We start from the raw sequence: 20255 nt of genomic DNA, 5'->3' as shown, positions 1-20255 counted from the left end.
CACAAATGGATATAAAACCTCCTTACTCCAAGTTTATCACCCCCTATTCAAAATAAGAAAACGTTTTCATAATGTTGCAATTATATCATAGAGTAGGGGATAAATAGCTTTCCTTATTAAAAATGAGACGTTCCACCCACGACAGTACACTTAGGTGACATAAAAAGCTAATTTACGAGATTTTTCTAGAATAAAAGATAGATTTCTCTAAACAGAAAGCCCCTAAAATTAGATTTTCAAGTCTAACTTTAGGGGGACAGTACCTTCTAAAAAAGGTTTTTAAAGAGGCATTTAAAACACTGCCTGTTTAATTTGTTTAATGTAAAAATACCGTACGATAATGAAATAAATGACTTGAATAGTAAAGAAAATACCTAGAATAGTGGCAGAGAGAAGAAAGAGATCATGTTGAAAAGCATTCGATAGCGCGTTTAGAGCAACAGCACCATGTATGAGCGCCACTGCAATCGGGGTGAAGAAGAGAATTGCAGTTTGCCTTGTAAGCACTTTCTTCAATTCTTTTTCACTTAATCCTAACTTTGTAATAGCTCGGAACTTTTGTTTGTCTTCCTCTAAATCGGAATAAAGTCGGAAATATAGGAAGCTTCCTGCTGAGACAAAGAAGACGATACCGATAAACAGACCGATGAATAAGATTGGACTATATATGGCACTCACTTCATAGAGTGTAAAATCATTTGGTTGTAATTCATACGTGTCTAAATGATTCCTCATAATTTCTCCTGCTTCAACGAGCGTGTCATGATCAGCGTCCACTGCGTGCCAAACATAATAGGGCTCCTGAGAGCTAGGTTCAGGTAATTTGTCGAAGGCCTCATCTGGCACGATATAATAGACAATGTCAGGAAAAACGCCTGATTGAAGCGTGTCAGTAACAGTAAGTTCTTCTCCTGTTTCTAGTGGAATCTCGTCCATATTAGGGAGGTCGTAACCACCCATAGCCACATCTAATGTGGCTAACAAGGCCTCATCCTTGGCTATCCTCACTGTATCGTAACCGAGAAGCTGTGCCATGTCATTATACTGCGATTCTGGTGTTATGAGGATAGAAGATCTGTTGTCCATTTCCTTAAATTCATAGAAATGAAGTAATGGCTGTTTATTAACTGTTTCAATATGTCCTTTCGCTAATACAGTCTCTACATATGCACGCGTTTCTTCTATTTCTTCGTCAGTTGTGTCTGCGTGAGGTGTATACGTGAAAGAGTACATATTCTTTAAACCATGTGTAATAAAATTGTTAAATCCGAACAACGTACCGATTGCACTAAATGCCACCGTTGAAATGATCGCAACCATAAAGAAGGTTCGTGCATTGTCTTTCATCCGATAAGCCAAATCTGAAAATAAGAGCATATTCGTTTTTTTCCAAAACAAAGATTGCTTACTTTTGAGCTTACGAATAATAAAGACACTTAACTGTGTAAATAAAAAATATGTCCCTATGACAACGACGATAATAACAGGGAGCATCGCTATAATGACAGCTTCACCTTCAACAATAAAAGCTGTTATATACCCGCTACCAAGTAAAATAACAGCTACCGCTGTTAAAAATTTTGAGGCTTTTGGTTCCCCTTTTGATTTTTTATCACCTTTAATGAGGTCGATTAGCTTATGGTTTTTGACCACTATTGATATAAAAAAGGAGATAAAAAGAAACAAGGCCGTAAACGAGATAAATGTCATAACAACCGCTTGCCAAGGAATATAGAAATACAATGACTCTTCAATAACAATTATATTCTCAGCTATTAACAGAATCACCTTCGCAAACAAGAGCCCAACTAAGATCCCACCTATTGTTGCAAGAAAGCCAATAATGATATTTTCTAAAAAAACCAGCAGCCGAATCTGCCAAGTTGAAATCCCTTGGAGCATCAATAACCCGAATTCCTTCTTCCGAGACTTTAGAAAAGCCCCCATAGAGTAGAGAACAAAGAAGAAAGAGAAAATATAAATGATAACAGCGGCCACATCCATCCCAAAGCTCGCGTTTTGTCCTATCCCCGATTCCATGATGCCACCGCTTAACACCGGATGATGAGCGAAAATATTAAATGTGAAAAATACCATGACCATGAATAAGCTGCTGAGGAAATAAGCAATATATAAACGCTTATTGCGAATGACATTGTTAAATGCGAACTGACGGAAAGTCATTATCATTCCCTCCTAGCAGTGACAATGTATCAATAATCTTTTGATAGAAGGTTTGGCGATGGTCGCCTCGATGAATTTCTGAGAAGAGCTTACCATCTCGAATGAAAATAACTCGATTGCAATAGCTGGCGGCTTGCGGATCGTGTGTCACCAGTAGCATTGTCGCTTTCTCTTCAGTATTAATCGTTTCTAAAAGGGTCATGACATCTTTGGAAGACTTAGAATCAAGGTTGCCAGTCGGTTCATCGGCAAGTAGAAGTTTGGGCGTATGAATCATAGCCCGTGCCACTGCCGTTCGCTGGGCTTGCCCGCCTGATATTTCATACGTACGTTTCCCTAATATGTCGCTAATTCCTAGCTTCGCTGCCACATCTGCTGCTCGCTGTTTCATATCCGCCACTTTTTTCCCATCCAGCGTAAGAGGAAGAACAATATTCTCTTCCACGGTTAATGTGTGTAGTAAATTGAAATCCTGAAAGATAAACCCTAGTTCATTTCGACGAAATTTTGCAAGCTTCCCCTTTTTTAATAAATGAGGATTGTGACCACCGATAACGACTTCACCTGTGGTAGGTTCATCAATCGTCGCAATTAAATTAAGCAACGTCGTCTTACCGCTTCCAGAAGGCCCCATAATCCCCACAAATTCTCCTTCTTCCACTGTAAAATCAACATTCGTTAACGCTTTATAAGGTATTTTACCTTCGTAAATTTTGCTTACTTGTTTGACATTTAACATCACAAGATCTCCTTTCCCTATTTTGATCTGTGATCAGTTTACCGCTCATACTGACTAAGTCACTATCGATTCATCTTTCATTTCCCTTACACGCTTGTAAGGTTTTGCGCAGAAGAGAAAATGATACGGAATGTGCTTCCTTCTCCTTCTTTTGATTCTAACTCAATACGATGGCCGAGTTGATCAAGCACTTCTTTAACGAGATAAAGTCCCATCCCCGTTGACTCCCTAAACGTCCTTCCATTTTCACCCGTGTAAAAGGCGTTAAACACTCTTTTTATATCCTGTGTCGGAATCCCTACGCCGAAGTCGGTCACTTCAAGAATGGCTTCTCTATTTTTTTCATAGATGGCAATCGTCATTTTACTTGCGATATCAGTGGAGTATTTAACGGCATTGTTTACGAGCTGAGAAATGATAAACATCAACCATTTTTCATCCGTTTCTACTGTAATGTGAGGGGATTGTTGTCTTACTTCAGGATAGACATTATGGCGAATATAAAACCGTTTATTCTCATGATTCACCTCTTTTACGAGAGTAGATAAGGAAACAGGCTTAAAATGGAAATCCTGTTCCATCGTCCTTAATCTCGCCATGTAGAGGACGGTACTCAATCCGTTTTTCATTCGGTCCGTTTCCGCTCGAATATCTGAAGACTCTGGCTCTTCCACGTTTCTTGCCGTTAAATCAATAACCGATAATGGCGTCTTCATTTGATGAACCCATTGGTCGATAAAAGTTAAATGCTCTTCTTGCTGTTTTTCTAACGTTTTGATTTGCTTATGATAATGCTTATACTGGGCCTTTAACAGCTGATCAAGTGCTTTAGCCATCGGCATGTCTTCTGTTTTTTGGTATGAATCATCAAGTGACATGAGCGGCTTACTCAAGCGTGCATAAAAGTGCCGATGACTAATGTAATGATACGCAAGATAGCCTGTTAACACGACTAACCCTAAAAAAATAGCGTAAACCGATAATTGAAAATCTCGGTAGCCATCAAGCCAAAGGACGCCAATAACGCCAGAAAGCTGGATGATTTGAATGACAATAAGAAGTGAGTGCTCTTTAAGAAACAGCTTCATGACTCCAGATCCTCTTCCCAAATGTCATTCAGACGATATCCCGCTCCTCTTACCGTTTCCACCATATCATCAAGTCCGAGGTCACTAAACTTTTTCCTAACGCGCGTCATATTCACATTTAAAGTATTTTCGTCCACATACGTTTGATCGTCCCAAAGTGTTTCCAGTAAATCCTCCCGTCCGCTGACTCTTGGAAAGCGCTCCATTAAATGTTCAATAATACCCGCTTCCTTAGCCGACAATGTCACCTTATGTGTCCCATATAATAATTCAAGTCGTTCAGGATAAAATGTCAGGCCTTTATGCGTCATTTTGCGCTCCTGCCCTTTTGCTGCGTACTCCCCATAGGCTCTTCGCAGATGGCTACGAATTTTTGCCACCACCACCTGGGCATGAAATGGTTTTGTGATGAAATCATCACCGCCATTTTCAAGTGCCATAACTTGGTCCATTTCACCCGTTCTTGCCGAAATAAAAATGACTGGACAAACGGACTCTAATCGGATTTGCCGACACCAGTAATACCCATCAAAGCTAGGTAAGTTGATGTCGAGTAGAACGAGGTCGGGATTATGTGCACGAAACTCTTCCAACACACGATCAAAAGTCTGTACCGTTACAACGCTGTAACCATAATCCTTTATGTATGCTTGTAGTAAGTTAGCAATTTTTGGGTCATCTTCGACAATAAGTATTTTTTGCACGAATGTTTACCTCCCTTATAGTGAAGCTCGCTACCCTTTCTATTATATAGGAGTTGCTTAATAAAATAAGAAGCAAAAAAATGATATTCCATGACCTTAAACATAGCTTGATCAATTTAAAAAAGCAAACGTCCTATAACCGAAGTAGTTTCAATGCAATGAGTGTTTTAATTAATGTCATTAGTCAAAGTTCGAATGATGACTGGGGAGACGGACGCTTTACCTTGGGCCTGTCATTAATAATCTCGGTTTAAATGTCTTTGCCTTTAGATTAAAAAGTCTTGTCAATAATTGAGTCATTAGTGAGAGTAAAATAAGCGGATATTTTTCGGTTAGAGGGAGAAATGAGCTCATTCTGGAGAATATAAGGGGAAATTTTCCGGTTATGCAAATAAAAACGATCTATTTTTCATATTTTTCGGGCTATTAGCGGAATCCCTCCGCCTATTTAAGCTAGTGTCATGGCTAATGATTATTTAAGAGAATTTTCTCCGGCTATTTTTCAGATCGGGTTCTTAACCTGACCCTCAACTGATAAAAACGGATTCTCACTACCCTAGAGGAGGAGAATAATATCTTTTTATCAACTGGCTAATGAAGCACTTTTTCCACCTTCTTCTCACTTAGTTTGAGCTTTTATCCATATGGAATATGACTTCTTCTTTTCAAATTGGGAATAAAAGACACATTTAATCTGTGGGAGTTGTGTGAATCAGGACATCAGCGTCCGTTATCTCCCGCCTAAATGGCGTTAGCTCTCCACTCTATTGTTGAGCAAGAAGATGATATTATATTTTCTACACATAATAAAGAAAATGGAAAAGGGCACTTTATTAGCCCTTTTCCATTAAAACTCTCCTATCCTCTTTCAAATGATTGCTAAAGAAACCTTTCCTCTTCTAAGTTCCTTCACCGTAATATGTCTTCACTTGGTATTTTCGATACACCACTTAATTAAGGCGTTTCCTCCACATCATCTTCCACTGATTCATGACGCTCCGTTGAGAATCGTTCAATCAATCTTTCGAGGGCTTCACCAGATTCTTGGAGGTTTTCAGCTGATGTGGTGATTGTTCGTAATGCTTTTAATTGCTCCTCAGTAGATGCGCTAACTTCTTCAGAGGCTGCCGCACTTTCTTGTAAAATAGCCGCAATATGACTAATGGATTCGACGACATTGTCTTTATAAGCATCAATGTTATCAATATCTTTTCCAATTTCTCCAATTGCCTTAATCATTTGGTCATTTTTCTCAGATATCGTTTCGAAAAGCTGGGAGGAGTCTTCCGCCGCTTTATTTTGAGCTTCTGACATTTCCCTTGAAGATGAGATTTGTTTCTCAGCGTCCTTCGACTCAGACTGGACCTTTTTAATTGTGTGACTAATATTTTCTGTCGCTTGAGATGTTTGTTCTGCAAGCTTTCTCACTTCATCAGCTACTACCGCAAACCCTTTACCTTGTTCTCCTGCTCTGGCTGCCTCAATAGATGCATTTAACGCCAGTAAATTCGTTTGTTCAGAAATGTCACTGATGGTATTGACAATAGTCCCTATTTCCGTCATTTTAGCTGATAGCTTTTGAATGACAGTTTCCACAGACATGACCACATTTTTTGAGGCGGTAGATTTTTCTTTCAAAAGTCCCATTTGGGTCAATCCTTGCTCATTTAGGGACTGCACATCCCCTGAGAACCCTTTTAATTGGTTCGTTTGCTTAACTAAATTAGTCAATTGCTCAGACAATGATACCGTTTGTTCATTAGTACTCTCAGCATGGTTCGCCGCTTCTGATGCCCCATTAGCAGCATCGCTCATTGCCCGATTAATTTCCTCACTTGATGCGGTTGTTTCTTCCGATACAGCACTCAATTGTTCCGTAGAATCTGCCACAGTATGAATTGACGTTTTAACAGATGTAACGAGTTCTCTAATGTTTTTAACCATCCCGTTAAAGTTGTCCGTCAATTCGCCAATTTCATCTGACGTTGACGGCTCAAGGTGCACTGATAAATCTCCTGAAGCTACTTTACTTACTTCATCATTAAGCTGTTTTACTGGTTTCGTAATTTTCTTCGCTATTATAAGCGCAATCATCACAAACACCAAAATGATGACAACTGAGACGATAATGATTTGTAAAAGTAACTGATTTAACGCCGCATAGGCTTCATCGTCTGGAATAACAAGCCCTAGCGTCCAGTCTGTTCGTGGGATATGTTCATAATAGACGTGAGCATCACCAGAGCTTAAGGCAACGGTGTGGACGCCTGAGGCTTGGGTTGCCATAGCATCGTGAAGAGAAGAAAGTTCCCCATCATCAGCCACTGTCACCTCTAATTGTGTCCCCCCATCAGGATGAACAATGAACTCCTCACCAGATCCTAGCAAAAATGTCTCGCCGCTCTCAGTGCCTGTATCAATCGTTTCAACAATCGTTTGTAAGTTCCCTATATCAATATCACTGGATATCACACCAGCCAGTGACCCTGTATGCGAATAGAATGGAATACTTGTCGTAATGAGCGTTGTATCAAGAGCTTCGTCGAAATAAGGGGCTGTCCACGATACCTCACCTGATTCTGCCCCCGCTATATACCACTCATGACTTGGATAATCATATTCTGCCGTTTCATATTCATCTGTAAAAACGACGTTCTCACCATCTTTATAAGCATATGGTCCCATATACTCTGTATCTGAATCATGGGCGTAAGGCTCAAACCATACCCCCATGCCAAATGTGTCCTCATTTAACGGGAGCATTCGTTCAAATAAAGCATGATAATCATCATGGGAAAAATCTGTCCCATTAGCTCCAGCTACAGAACTTAACGCTTCCCCAAGACGTTGGTGACTAATAAGTTGTCGATCTATATCATTAACGACCTCACTTGATAAATGGCCCATTTTTTCTGAAATTTGAGCTTGTAATTGCGATTTAGCAAAAAAATAACTGAACAATGATAGTGTGACAATGGCAACAATCACTACCGGCACAAAGATGAGTATCTTCTTTTGGATACTGCTTTTCCTCTTCATAAAAACGCTCCTTTCTATTTTTACATTCCAATACCAATACCAATACAGTAATTCTATCGGCAAAATTCGACACCATTGAAGTTCATTTAGATATTTAGTCCTATTAACGATCTAATTCCCCATTTAGGACTACTTGTAACCAATATATAGTATAAAAACGTGACATTTATCTTTTTTAAAAAGATATGTGTGAACTAGTGAACTTTTGGCCTTTTAAAGCCGTAAAATACTATAAGAAGATGAGAGGGAGAAGCGAATATGTTGAATGTAAGTGTTAAAACTGTGGGCGATAATCTCGTCGTTCAGTGGCAAATGGCAAGTATAAAAATTCCTATAAAAGATATTATCGATGTCAGACAAACCGAACAGACGAAATATCAAGGCAGTAAGAAACTGATTAAAATAGGGAGCTATTCAGGAACTGAAAGCTGTCTACAAATTACGACTTACTCTTTATGCTATCGTTTACAATGCCCTCATCTTGATGAGATTGAAGACATGGTGGTGACTAGTATAAGGGGGCGAAGCGAAAAATATCGATGGTAACTTGTCCTTTGTCCACCGAAGTCTCTAGGTGATTGGCTTTAAATTCTTAACAAAAAAGACCTTGTTATGCACCCCACATAACAAAGTCTTTCATTATCTATTTAACTGAACTGCGCGTGGTGCAAGCGGCTGTAAACACCATTTGAACCTATTAATTCATCATGATGACCTTGTTCAGCAATGCCCTCTTTCGTCACCACAACGATGCGGTCCGCATGTTTAATCGTTGCTAGCCGATGAGCAATCACCAAAGTCGTTCGTCCTTTTGATAGTTCCGTTAATGATTTTTGAATTGCAATTTCTGTTTCTGTATCCAACGCCGAGGTGGCCTCATCCAGAATGAGAATAGGTGGGTTTTTTAAAAACATTCGGGCGATCGATAAACGTTGCTTTTGTCCTCCAGAAAGCTTAACCCCCCGCTCACCGATGATCGTCTCTAACCCATCTGGCTGACTTTCAATAAAGTCATCAAGGCGAGCCTTCCGAGCCGCTTCCATGATCTCCTCATCTGTCGCCATCAAGTTTCCGTAAGCAATGTTCTCTTTAATACTTCCTGAAAACAGGAAGACGTCCTGTTGAACAATCCCAATTTGGCTCCGCAATGACTCTTGCTTAATGTTACGGATATCAATGCCATCAATTGTAATAGCCCCTTCATCTACATCATAAAAGCGAGGAAGAAGACTACACAGTGTCGTTTTTCCTGCTCCTGAAGGTCCGACAAATGCCACAGTTTCACCGGCTGCAATGGATAAGTTAATGCCGTTAAGCACTTTCTCCAAGCCTTTATAGCCAAACGTCACATTCGAATAAGTAATATGGCCATCTAAATCAGCTTCTATTGCGTCCTCTGCATCCGAAATATCAGGCTGTAAGTCAATCACTTCTGTATAGCGTTTAAATCCTGCGATACCTTTAGGATAACTTTCAATAACCGCGTTAATTTTTTGAATAGGGTTAATTAAAATATTTGTTAATAAAATATAGGCCACAAACTCACCGTATGTTAAATTACCACCAATAACAAACCACGTACCAAACATTAATGTAAGTAAAGTAACAAGCCGCATCAACATATAGTTAGCTGTGACATTTTGAGCCATTATTTTATAGGAAGCGAGCTTCGTGTGACGATATTGCGCATTATTTTTGGCAAACTGTGTTTGTTCATACTTTTCATTAGCGAATGCTTTAACAACGCGAATGCCTCCGATACTATCCTCCACTCTCGCATTAATATCGGCTACATCCTTGAACATACGTCGAAAAGTATGAGTCATTTTTTTGTTAAAGTAGATGGCAAAAATCACGATTAACGGTACCACAGTAAAAATAATGAGCGCAAGTCTCCAATTTATTGTCATCATGATCGCTAATGAGCCGACTAACGTCATTACAGCGACGAAGACATCTTCAGGACCATGGTGAGCCACTTCACCAATTTCCTCTAAATCCTTTGTTAGTCGAGAAATTGAGTGCCCTGTCTTACTATTATCGAAGTAACCGAAAGACAGCTTTTGCATATGTTTAAACAACTTTCTCCGCATATCCGTTTCAATATTAATGCCCAACATGTGCCCCCAATACGTGACAACGTAATGCATCGCCGTATTTAAAGCATAGATGAAGAGTAACCCCACACACGCCCAGAATATAATTAACCAGTTTCCCTCAGGTAAAAGCCGGTCAATAACTTGGTTAACCGCAAGAGGAAAAGCCAGTTCTAACAAACCAACGAACACAGCACAAGAAAAGTCTAAAATAAATAGCCCTTTATAAGGCTTGTAATAAGAAAAGAAACGAGCAAGCAACCTTAAAACCCCCTAATAGAAGAACGGCCGAACCTACACTCTGAGGGACAAACGAGGTGATCCATAGACGTTACATCAGTAATTGATAATCATTATCAATTATAACCTCAACTACTGCTTAGCCGCAAGAGGGAGGTCTTATTAATGATAGGGAAGTCATCAAAAATGAAGTGATTTGATTGATTTCTTCTCATCACAATAGAAGGTTATAGAGAAGAGATGATTTATATTGTTAGTCTAAAACCATCACTTATAAATGAACTAGACGGTCCAACCTTAAAGCTAGACCGTCTGCCATTGTTCAAGTAGCTATATTTTGTTCCATTCTGTCCATGATAGGTTATCGCACCTATCATTAACGAACATTTTTATCGTTAAACTCACTTATATACCGTACCTTTAAATCTTTTTTTAACCGTTTTAAACATTTGGTCCTGAATTAAACATGGTCCCTGTCAATTTCTGTCTCCCATGTCTTTGAGAAAATCTCTTTATCTCCTTCAAAAGCTACTAACTTATTAACGAGATAGAAGGTCGTCTCATCACTCCACATATCACTGCATGTTTGCACCTTCGTCTGCCACTGTCCACGGCCGATGGTCAGCTCCCATTCACAGCGATTACGTGCAGACAGAGGGTCTCCTTCGCGAATAGACCATACATTTTTATTAACACTACCATATTGTAGACCATTCTCTGGTAAACGACGCTCGCCTTCATCCGAATAATCACTAAGTGTCCATTCTCCTGTTATGGGTTCATGGATCACCTGTCTCGTCCGCTTTTCTTTTCGGATAATCTCTCGTTCCATAACAGGTGCCGTTTCTGGAGCATCAAAGTCGCCTGCTGTTTCATCTTGCTGCTGAGGTGATCTCACAGGCAGCTGTAAACGGGTAGCCTCCCCACTGTATAAGGTCAAATTCACTGGTTTTGGTGATGGCCACGCCGACGGCCAATAAGTAGGGGCTACCGCTATTTCAATACGGTGGCCTTTCGGTATTTGCTGGCCTAGAGCATCCAGCTTCACCTCTACTTTATAACGTTCTCCCTTTACTAATTTTTCCGGATACTCATGAGAATGGCGATGTGTCAAATTAAGCATACCCCAGCTTATTAAGGTAGATTCTCCTGTTGGCGCTTTATCCATCAACCGAACCGCAATGAAAGCATCTTCTTGATCAGACGACAGGTCCGCATAAAATTTTGGGTGGCCTAACAGTTCTATCGTATCTTCCAAAGGCTCAGATGTGAAGGTCACAGCTTTCCCATTTTCCAACCGCTGATCTGCTGGTAAATCACCTGGCTGTCCGAATGGACAAAATACCCCTGAATAAAAGCCATGTTCCTGCACGCTCGGAATGAGTGTCTTTTCATTTTTTTCAACTGGGGCTTTCCCAAGTTTCTCGTTCCATAACCAGTACGCACGGTTAGTCACATGTTTAGAAGGCCAACTATTATCTGCGACCCATTTCCCTGGCCGTTCCTCATACGTAACTTGCGGTTTTTCGCTATTTTGAATCCATGAGGTAAGCTTAGGTTCCTTCATAATGCCAGTATCCTCACCTTTTAACCAGTGATCCCACCAACGAAGACACTCCTGTAAAAATCCAATTGCCGGTTCTGGTGTTGCTACTTCCGGGTATTCATGGGCCCAAGGACCAACTAAACCTTTACTCTCACCAGGTAAATCTTGTAGAAGCCGAAAAACAGCATCTGTGTACCCATCTTGCCAGCCACTTACAGCGAAGACCGGTATCGTAATATCCTCAATGTTCTCACAGACAGAACCATGTTTCCAATAATCATCCCGTCTCTGGTGACGCAACCACTCTTCTACAAAAGGTGGTGTTTTCTCCAAGCGTTCGAGCCAATTTTCTTTCCAGGCTTCACCAACTACCTCTGGATCTTGAGGACGAGCATTATAGGCAAACATTGTGGATGCCCACCAAAGCATATCTGAAGCAAGGACATTACCACCACGATAATGGACATCATCCGCATAACGATCGTCTGTTGAACAAAGGGTAATAATCGCTTTAAGGGCCGGGTGCTGACGTGCGGCCACTTGAAGACTATTAAATCCTCCCCACGATTTTCCGATCATACCTACTGCACCAGTACTCCATGCTTGTTGTTCAATCCAGCTGAGCACTTCTAAGGCGTCATCTTGTTCTTGCTTTAAATATTCATCTTTTAAATAGCCATCTGAATCACCGGTTCCGCCAATATCCACACGAATACTGGCATAGCCGTGCCCTGCAAAATAAGGGTGTCTGACAGAATCACGAATTGCGGTAAAATCGTTTTTTCTGTAAGGAATATATTCCAAAATAGCTGGAACAGGGTTCTCGTCAGCATCTACTGGCAACCAAATAGTAGCAGCTAACTTCCTCCCGTCTGACATGGGAATCCAACTATGCGCCTTTTTCTCTATCTCTCGGGGAAAATCTGTTTTCACCCTTCGTTTTTGCGAATCTTTAATGTTAAAAACCACGTCTGTCATCCTTTCATTTGTTACAGGTTAAACGCCAATTCATCCCGCCTCGACGGATCAATTGACCGGATCACACATTGTTGAACGAAATGGACCGTTCGAGCCGCCGCTTCTTGTTTCGTGTCCGTCCGTCGATGATTCATATAGGTATTCATCATACCCTTCCATATCATCAGCGTCATATCAGCAATAAGTGTCACATCCTCTTGTTTTATAAAGCCCTCCTCCACAGCACCTTGTATGAATTGAGCGCTCCGCTTAGAGAAATTGTGCTGCATAATGATAGCTTGGATCGTTTCCGGCAACCCGCTTAAATCATCTTTATATACATCATAATAATGATCAAGAAGCTCCTCTGGTTCTACACCGAGATTCCCCATAAATATGACAGAATAAATCTCCGGTTGTTCAAAGGAATGCTTGCAAAAGCACTCCCATGCATACAGCCACTTATCTACCGTATTTTTCCCCTTCGCCATATAATCTGGCAACTCATTTAAATAATCCGTCGTAAAACGCATCGCAGCGAAAAATTTTAAATGAGAGAGATCTTTAAAATAGTTGTAAGCTGTGGAACTCGTATAGCCTGCTCGATCTGCAATTTTGCGAATGGTGACGTTTTGAATCCCTTCTTCTTCAATCACGTCCGTTGCAGCATCAAGAAAATACCGCCACATACGAGCCCGTTGAATTTCCTTTTTCCCCTTTACCATTTTCGTCTGGCCTCCCTACTTCCCGCCCTTAACATCGAACGAACCTTCAATCAGTGGGCGTTTTCTCTCTTCTCCATTGATTGGTAGTTTAGTGAATCAGGACATTACCGGCCGTTACCTCCCACTCTCCGCTCTATTTTGAACCAGAGGGGTTTACGGACAGTTATCTGTGATAAACGTGTTTATCTTCATTCTTCTTTAACCATTTTATCAAGGAGACAGTCATAAGAATATACATAAGTAGGACAGGTATCGCCACGAGCACAGAGGATGTTTGAACCACATTTAATCCGCCCGTCATCGTAAGACTAATGGCTAAAGCCGATAACAGAATCCCCCACATAAGACGATGCCAGCGTGCTGGCTGTGACTCAGGCCCCAACTCTTCAGTGGCCACACTTGCAATGACATAACTGGCAGAGTCAAGCGACGTAGCTAAAAATATAAAGCCGAGAATTACAAAGAAAGCAGACACGAGTACTGGCATTGGTAAGGAATTTAACACGGCAACAATGACGGACGGGTCACCTGATTCTGCTTGGATGCCTATTAAATCTAACGTACCTGATAGCTGTAAATCCATTGCATAGCCACCGAAAACACCGAAGTACAACCAGCTGCCTAACGATCCCCATAAGAGAACATTAAATACAAGCTCCCGTATTGTTCTTCCCTTTGAAATCCTTGCAACGAAAATCCCTATGAACGGAGCCGTTGCCGCAAACCAAGCCCAATAGAAGACCGTCCACGATTGTGGAAATCCGCTTTGATTAATCGGATCTGTATACAAACTCATCAACAAAAAGTTATCGAGCATGACACCGAGACTATTCGTAAAATAAGATAGGATAAAGAGCGTCGGACCTGCAATAATGACAAAAACAGCTAATCCAAGCGCCATATAAATATTCAAATCGCTTAATTTACGAATCCCTTTATAAAGCCCGAAATAAGCACTCGTACTAAAAATAAACGTCCAAATGATAATAATCACAATATTCAACGTTAATGAGGGTTCAACCCCTACTAAATTTCCGAGTACAGCAGACACCATTGGCACACCTAGACCTAGCGATGTCCCTAAACCGCCTATCATACTCCAAATAACGAGAACATCAATGGCTTTTCCAACAAAGCCATCTGCATGTTTTCCAAGCACACCTCGGCAGGCAGAACTAATTTTTAATGACGGATTTTTTAGCACATAAAAGCTATAAGCCATCACGACAGCTGGTAGAGCATATAGCGCCCATGCTGAAATCCCCCAATGAAATAATCCATAACTGACTGCATACTCCGCAGCTGCATGTGATTCTGCTTCCAAACCAAATGGCGGCCACGTGTAGTAATAGAGTGGTTCAACAATGGACCAGAACATAATACTCGTTCCCATACTTGCAGAGAACAACATACCTCCCCAGCTGAACCTGGAAAACTCCGGCTGATCATCCACACCACCAAGCTTAACTCGGCTGTACTTTCCTAACATCAACCATAATAAAATAATGAATAAACCAATTGTTAAAAGTTCGAACGCCCAATCTAAACGATACGTAATTTGCTCAAGCCATGATTCTAAGGTAGGCCCAGCATCTTGTCTGAAAATAACGAGCAGCACCGTGACACCTAAGATTAATAATAATGAGGGCCAAAAAATGGACTTTTCAACCTTTGAATAAGTCATGTAGTTCACATACCTCCCATAAAGTTTTATGAACAAGATCATTTAATGAACATGTTCATTTAAAGAACACGTTCATACTAACATAGTCAAAAAGAAAGTCAAACGTCGCTTTTAGCCTCATAAAGGCCTTATTAAAAGCTAACGGTTATTAGCTCTCGATTCTTGTCTATGGGGCTTATATCCTCTCGGTTAGACTAATTGTTCAACAAAACACGGGGTATCCTCATGTTAATAACTTTCCCTAAACGACTGCCATGAAGGACAAATACAAACATGTTATTTATCTGACAACCATTAAAACTAGCTTCTCTCTTAACGTGTACAACAGAGCGCTAGTCACGTGTTCTTGATACTATAAATAAACAGCCTGTCTACAACTATTTTAGAAGTTTCTTACATTAAAAGAAATTGCCATTCCAAAAGTCTAGAATGCTAAACACGATATACAAAAGAAACGACTTTTAGACATTTTGCTAAAAGCCGTTTAAAAAACTATGGTTTTGACGTTTTTGATTTTAATGAGATGATAATTAGGACGATTTAACATCACCCCTACTAAAGGAAATACCCAAAAAGGTACAGGTCGCTCTGATAAGAACGAATAGACACTCGTTGTAAGAACTGATAAGGCAATTAAAACTAAGACTATTTTTAACATTCTCATAAAGTGTCGTCACACCCTATTTTAAAAGATTGTTGAGATTTTATCCAATAAGGATATAGTTTTTTCACTGGATTCTTTAGAACATTCCTAGTTTAGTGAACCAACGACTAATATAATAAACTTCCGCTAGAAACGAGCGCCTTTCCCTAGACATATCCTCTATCCAATCTTAGCTCAGCCTTCTCACTTCTATCACATAGGACCTTGATGTTGAATAGCGTAAATATGATGCCATTTATGAAACACATACGCTTCTTTTTCAAATGTAAGGCCTGTCTTTTCAGCTACCCGAACAGAAGGACTGTTTGCTGGATCGATGATACTAATGAGCTTAGACAATTTGAAAGTCGAAAACCCATAGTGTTGACATGCTGTTGCCGCTTCCGTAGCGTAGCCTTCCCCCCAATAATGCTTGGATATATGGTAGCCGATCTCCACTTCTTTAGTGCCATCAACGTTTTGTAATACGAGACCACAGTCTCCAATTACCTCGTTCGTTCTCTTTAATACCACAGCCCATAATCCGAACCCGTCATCCACATATCTTTGTTGATTCCGTTCTATCCAGCTTCGTGTTTCGTCAACATTAAAAGGTCTCGGGTAGTAGGTCATTGTCTCTTTATCTGATAAGATAGCATATAAAGCTGGCAAGTCATCACTTACGAACGGCCGTATCAAGAGCCTTTTAGTTTCTATCATTCTAACGTCTCCTTTCACTCTTATATGATCATATCACTACCTCTGGGAAAATTCCCGGCATGTGGGAAAATACCCCGAATTAGCTTTTAACTCCCTCTTTCCTTTGATGCCATTGTGATAAAGCGTTTTCAAATATACAATTAAATCGTCTTAACAACTAAAAAGAAAAGGTGGTGTTTTTTCCATGATGAAGAACATTCAACGCTTTGGAAGTGCCATGATTGTTCCCGTACTTTTATTTCCTTTTTTCGGTATCGTTGTCGGACTTGCAACATTATTTAAGAACGAAGCCATTTTTGGATCGTTAGCTGATCCAGATCATTTATGGTATCAAGTATGGACCTTAATTGAAAATGGCGGATGGACCATATTCAATCAAATGCCTCTCATCTTTTTGATTGGATTGCCTATCTCCTTAGCTAAAAAAGCTGCTGCGAGAGCTTGTTTAGCCGCATTCGTTTCGTATGTTGTATTCAATTATTACGTTAACAGTATTTTAGAGATTTGGGGACCTGCACTAGGTGTTGATTTCACCGCTGAGGTCGGCGGGACGAGCGGGCTTACCTATATTGCCGGAATTAAAACGCTTGATACGAGTATTATTGGTGCCATCGTGATCTCCGGCATCGTCGTTTGGCTTCATAATCGTTATTACGAGAAAAGATTGCCTGAAGCAGTAGGAATATTCCAAGGGACACCGTATGTGGTTATGGTTGCATTCTTTCTGATGCTTCCCCTCGCTCTTTTAACAAGCTTTTTCTGGCCGATGGTACAAGATTCAATTTTATCCTTACAAGGATTTATGAAAAGCGCTGGCACATTAGGTGTCTGGATCTTCTTATTTTTAGAAAGAATTTTAATCCCAACCGGCTTGCACCATTTTATATACACACCATTCCAATATGGTCCAGCAGTCGTACAGGAGGGTATTACAGCTTACTGGATTCAGAACTTAGGAACATTCGCTCAGACGACAGAACCTTTAAAGGATGTCTTTCCACAGGCTGGTTTCCTTCTACACGGTAACTCAAAAATGTTTGCTGCCCCAGGTATTGCATTAGCTATTTATGCCACAGCAAAACCGGAGAACAGAAAAAAAGTGGGTGCGTTACTATTAGCGGCAACATTAACATCGGTCTTTGCTGGTATTACAGAGCCACTTGAATTTACGTTCTTATTCATCGCACCTTATTTATTCGCTATTCACGCTGTCCTTGCCGCCACAATGGGGGCAACGATGTATGCTCTAGGGGTCGTTGGTAATATGGGCGGTGGTCTGATTGAAATTGCTACCACAAACTGGGTGCCTTTATTTAGTAACCACTGGTCTATGTACCTTATTCAGTTTGCAGTTGGCTTGTCGTTTACAGCGATTTATTTCTTCTTATTCCGTTTCTTAATTTTAAGATTTAATATTCCTTTACCAGGACGGGACAGTAAATCGAATGAAACGAAGCTTTATACAAAGAAAGATTACCAAGCAAAAAAAGCTGGTGACACGGCTGCCACTTCCGATGTTCAGACGTATAAAAATGATTATGAGCGTCAAGCAGATCATTTTTTACAGCTGCTAGGCGGCAAAGAGAACATTTCAGAAGTAACGAATTGCGCTACGCGACTACGCGTTTCCGTTCATGATACTGGCAAACTGAAAAGCGAAGCCGAATTTAAAGAGGCTGGCGCTCACGGGCTTGTGGTGAACGGCACTAATATTCAAATCATCGTCGGCCTTTCCGTATCACAAGTAAGAGATTATTTTGAAGAGCTTTCTGGTCGCTAGTCTGTGGCCGATTAACTAAGGAGGAATTTATTATGAAAAAACATGCTATTACAATCGCAGGTGGAGGAAGTACATTTACACCAGGAATCGTGCTTATGCTTTTAGAACATCTTGATACGTTCCCAATCCACACTATTAAATTTTACGATAATGATAAAGAACGTCAAGAGACAGTGGCAGAGGCCTGCCGTATTTTACTAAAAGAAAGAGCACCAGAGATGACATTTGTGAGCACCGTTGATCCTGAGGAAGCCTTTTCAGACATTGATTTCGTCATGGCACATATTCGTGTTGGGAAATACAAAATGCGTGAGCAAGATGAAAAAATCCCTCTCCGACACGGGGTTCTAGGCCAGGAAACGTGCGGACCAGGCGGTATGGCATACGGTATGCGTTCCATCGGCCCTGTATTAGAGCTAGTAGACTATATGGAACGTTATTCACCGAACGCATGGATGCTTAATTATTCAAATCCAGCTGCCATCGTTGCCGAAGCTACAAGACGTCTTCGTCCTCATTCAAAGGTGCTTAACATTTGTGATATGCCAATTGGTATTGAAGAATTGATGGCCTCTATCCTCGGTTTAGCATCACGTAAAGACATGGTTGTTAAGTACTACGGCTTGAATCACTTCGGTTGGTGGTACGACATTCGTGATAAGGAAGGCAACGATTTACTTCCAATATTACGGGCTCACGTAGCCGAACATGGCTATGTCACAGCTGACAAATCAAAGCAACATGCCGATGACAGCTGGAATGATACGTTTGCTAAAGCAAAAGATGTGCAACATATCGACCCAGAAACACTGCCTAATACGTATTTAAAATATTACTTTTTCCCTGACGAGGTCGTTGCCCACTCCAATCCAGATCATACTCGGGCAAACGAAGTAATGGAAGGACGGGAGAAATTCGTATTTGGAGAGTGTCAAAGTATTATTGATAAAGGAACAGCTGCAGACACAGCGCTTCATATTGATGAACATGCTTCTTATATTGTCGATTTAGCTAAAGCCATTGCTTACAACACGAAAGAGCGTATGCTATTAATCGTTGAAAATAACGGCGCCATTCCAAATATGCACCCAGAAGCAATGGTAGAAATCCCTTGCTTGGTAGGAAGCACAGGACCGGAACCATTAACAGTAGGCCACATCCCACAATTTCAAAAAGGCTTAATGGAACAGCAAGTTTCTGTTGAAAAGCTCGTTGTTGAAGCGTGGGTAGAAGGCTCTTACCAAAAACTATGGCAAGCACTCACCCTATCACGTACAGTCCCTAGTGTCACCATTGCTAAAGCACTGTTAGATGATCTAATAGAAGCTAATAAAGAATTTTGGCCAACCCTTTCTTAATCAGACATAAAGACTAACGGGCTGGAACCAAACCCGGTAAATAAAAAATAGAGAGGCACTCATCCCAATAAATTGGGTGGGTGTCTCTCTTTCCTTTTTATACTCTGCTAAACTTTGTTGTTGATTTCCGCTACAGGATGCTCGCTTGCCTCGGGCATTGCCTCAGCTTCCTCGGGAAAACCGCCCTGCGGGATCTTCGCCGAATGCTTTTCCCGAGGGCGTCTCTCCCCTTTCGCTACAATCATCTAATTTGTTGAAATCTAAAGGACACCTTCCGGTAAAATTAAAGTAACCACATAATAACTTACCGGGGGTGTCCTTATGTTTAAATATTATAACCAAACATCTTATTTTGATGATCCGACCCTTTCTACAATTACTTCTTAGCTAGATTTGTCCCAGCCTTTTTTGCTGTCGTTAAAGTTATAAATACGGTGGATAAGAGGCATTCCCACGAACATCAAGACACTCATTAAACTCTTTTCTCATACTGTCTTCCTTTCTAGGCCCTTATCACGCCACATAAAGCTAAACTTCAATCAGTGGGGGTTTTACTGCCCCTTAAGACTGGGATAAAGGTGGAAAAAGAACGGGAGGAGAGCAGTCAATATCTGCTTATCTTTTTCAATACAAATAATCCCATTTACCAGAACAGCGGTTTTTGTCGACGTCCACTCAAATAATGAATGTAGTCGTCTACTCACCTGAAAAATGAGGTTATCAAACAACAAAAAGAACACCACTTAATCATT

At 40.7% G+C, this 20255-nt stretch carries 13 protein-coding genes; 3 read left to right on the top strand and 10 right to left on the bottom strand.

Going from position 1 to position 20255, the window contains the following annotated elements:
- Positions 1 to 291: 291 nt before the first annotated feature.
- The 5 genes from BK581_RS14290 to BK581_RS14270 all read right to left on the bottom strand — a co-directional run bounded on the left by BK581_RS14290 (position 292) and on the right by BK581_RS14270 (position 7754).
- Positions 292 to 2184 (bottom strand): ABC transporter permease, encoded by a 1893-nt coding sequence (locus BK581_RS14290; protein WP_078578792.1) that lies wholly within the window; start codon positions 2182 to 2184, stop codon positions 292 to 294.
- Positions 2159 to 2923, bottom strand: a complete 765-nt coding sequence (locus BK581_RS14285; protein ID WP_078578791.1) for an ABC transporter ATP-binding protein — start codon at positions 2921 to 2923, stop codon at positions 2159 to 2161. The genes BK581_RS14290 and BK581_RS14285 overlap by 26 nt, the downstream gene beginning before the upstream one ends.
- Before the next feature lie 86 nt (positions 2924 to 3009).
- Positions 3010 to 4011, bottom strand: a complete 1002-nt coding sequence (locus tag BK581_RS14280) for a sensor histidine kinase (protein WP_078578790.1) — start codon at positions 4009 to 4011, stop codon at positions 3010 to 3012.
- Entirely contained in the window at positions 4008 to 4715 is a 708-nt protein-coding gene (locus tag BK581_RS14275; protein WP_078578789.1) for a response regulator transcription factor, read from the bottom strand. Before BK581_RS14275 ends, BK581_RS14280 begins: the two co-directional genes overlap by 4 nt.
- A 954-nt stretch (positions 4716 to 5669) precedes the next feature.
- Positions 5670 to 7754 (bottom strand): methyl-accepting chemotaxis protein, encoded by a 2085-nt coding sequence (locus tag BK581_RS14270; RefSeq protein WP_078578788.1) that lies wholly within the window; start codon positions 7752 to 7754, stop codon positions 5670 to 5672.
- A 258-nt stretch (positions 7755 to 8012) separates the two neighbouring features.
- On the opposite strand from BK581_RS14270, the gene BK581_RS14265 reads away from it, so the two are divergent.
- Positions 8013 to 8300, top strand: a complete 288-nt coding sequence (locus BK581_RS14265; protein ID WP_078578787.1) for a SunI/YnzG family protein — start codon at positions 8013 to 8015, stop codon at positions 8298 to 8300.
- A gap of 101 nt (positions 8301 to 8401) precedes the next feature.
- Here BK581_RS14265 and BK581_RS14260 read toward each other — a convergent pair whose 3' ends face one another.
- The 5 genes from BK581_RS14260 to BK581_RS14240 all read right to left on the bottom strand — a co-directional run bounded on the left by BK581_RS14260 (position 8402) and on the right by BK581_RS14240 (position 16365).
- Positions 8402 to 10111 (bottom strand): ABC transporter ATP-binding protein, encoded by a 1710-nt coding sequence (locus BK581_RS14260; RefSeq protein ID WP_078578786.1) that lies wholly within the window; start codon positions 10109 to 10111, stop codon positions 8402 to 8404.
- 439 nt (positions 10112 to 10550) lie between these two features.
- Entirely contained in the window at positions 10551 to 12605 is a 2055-nt protein-coding gene (locus BK581_RS14255) for a CocE/NonD family hydrolase (protein ID WP_078578785.1), read from the bottom strand.
- A 20-nt stretch (positions 12606 to 12625) separates the two neighbouring features.
- Complete coding sequence (locus BK581_RS14250; RefSeq protein ID WP_078578784.1) at positions 12626 to 13318, bottom strand: TetR/AcrR family transcriptional regulator; 693 nt, start codon at positions 13316 to 13318, stop codon at positions 12626 to 12628.
- A 163-nt stretch (positions 13319 to 13481) separates the two neighbouring features.
- Positions 13482 to 15002, bottom strand: a complete 1521-nt coding sequence (locus tag BK581_RS14245) for a BCCT family transporter (protein ID WP_078578783.1) — start codon at positions 15000 to 15002, stop codon at positions 13482 to 13484.
- Between the two features lie 856 nt (positions 15003 to 15858).
- Positions 15859 to 16365 (bottom strand): GNAT family N-acetyltransferase, encoded by a 507-nt coding sequence (locus tag BK581_RS14240; RefSeq protein ID WP_078578782.1) that lies wholly within the window; start codon positions 16363 to 16365, stop codon positions 15859 to 15861.
- Between the two features lie 184 nt (positions 16366 to 16549).
- Between BK581_RS14240 and BK581_RS14235 the strand changes: the two genes are divergently transcribed.
- Both BK581_RS14235 and BK581_RS14230 read left to right on the top strand, forming a co-directional pair.
- Complete coding sequence (locus tag BK581_RS14235; protein ID WP_078578781.1) at positions 16550 to 18145, top strand: alpha-glucoside-specific PTS transporter subunit IIBC; 1596 nt, start codon at positions 16550 to 16552, stop codon at positions 18143 to 18145.
- A 32-nt stretch (positions 18146 to 18177) separates the two neighbouring features.
- A complete protein-coding gene (locus BK581_RS14230) occupies positions 18178 to 19503 on the top strand; it encodes a 6-phospho-alpha-glucosidase (RefSeq protein ID WP_078578780.1) in 1326 nt (441 codons plus the stop codon).
- Positions 19504 to 20255: the final 752 nt, after the last annotated feature.

The organism is Salipaludibacillus agaradhaerens (assembly GCF_002019735.1).
GTDB classification, from domain to species: Bacteria; Bacillota; Bacilli; order Bacillales; family Salisediminibacteriaceae; genus Salipaludibacillus; species Salipaludibacillus agaradhaerens.
This window is presented reverse-complemented; position numbering and strand designations above follow the sequence as displayed.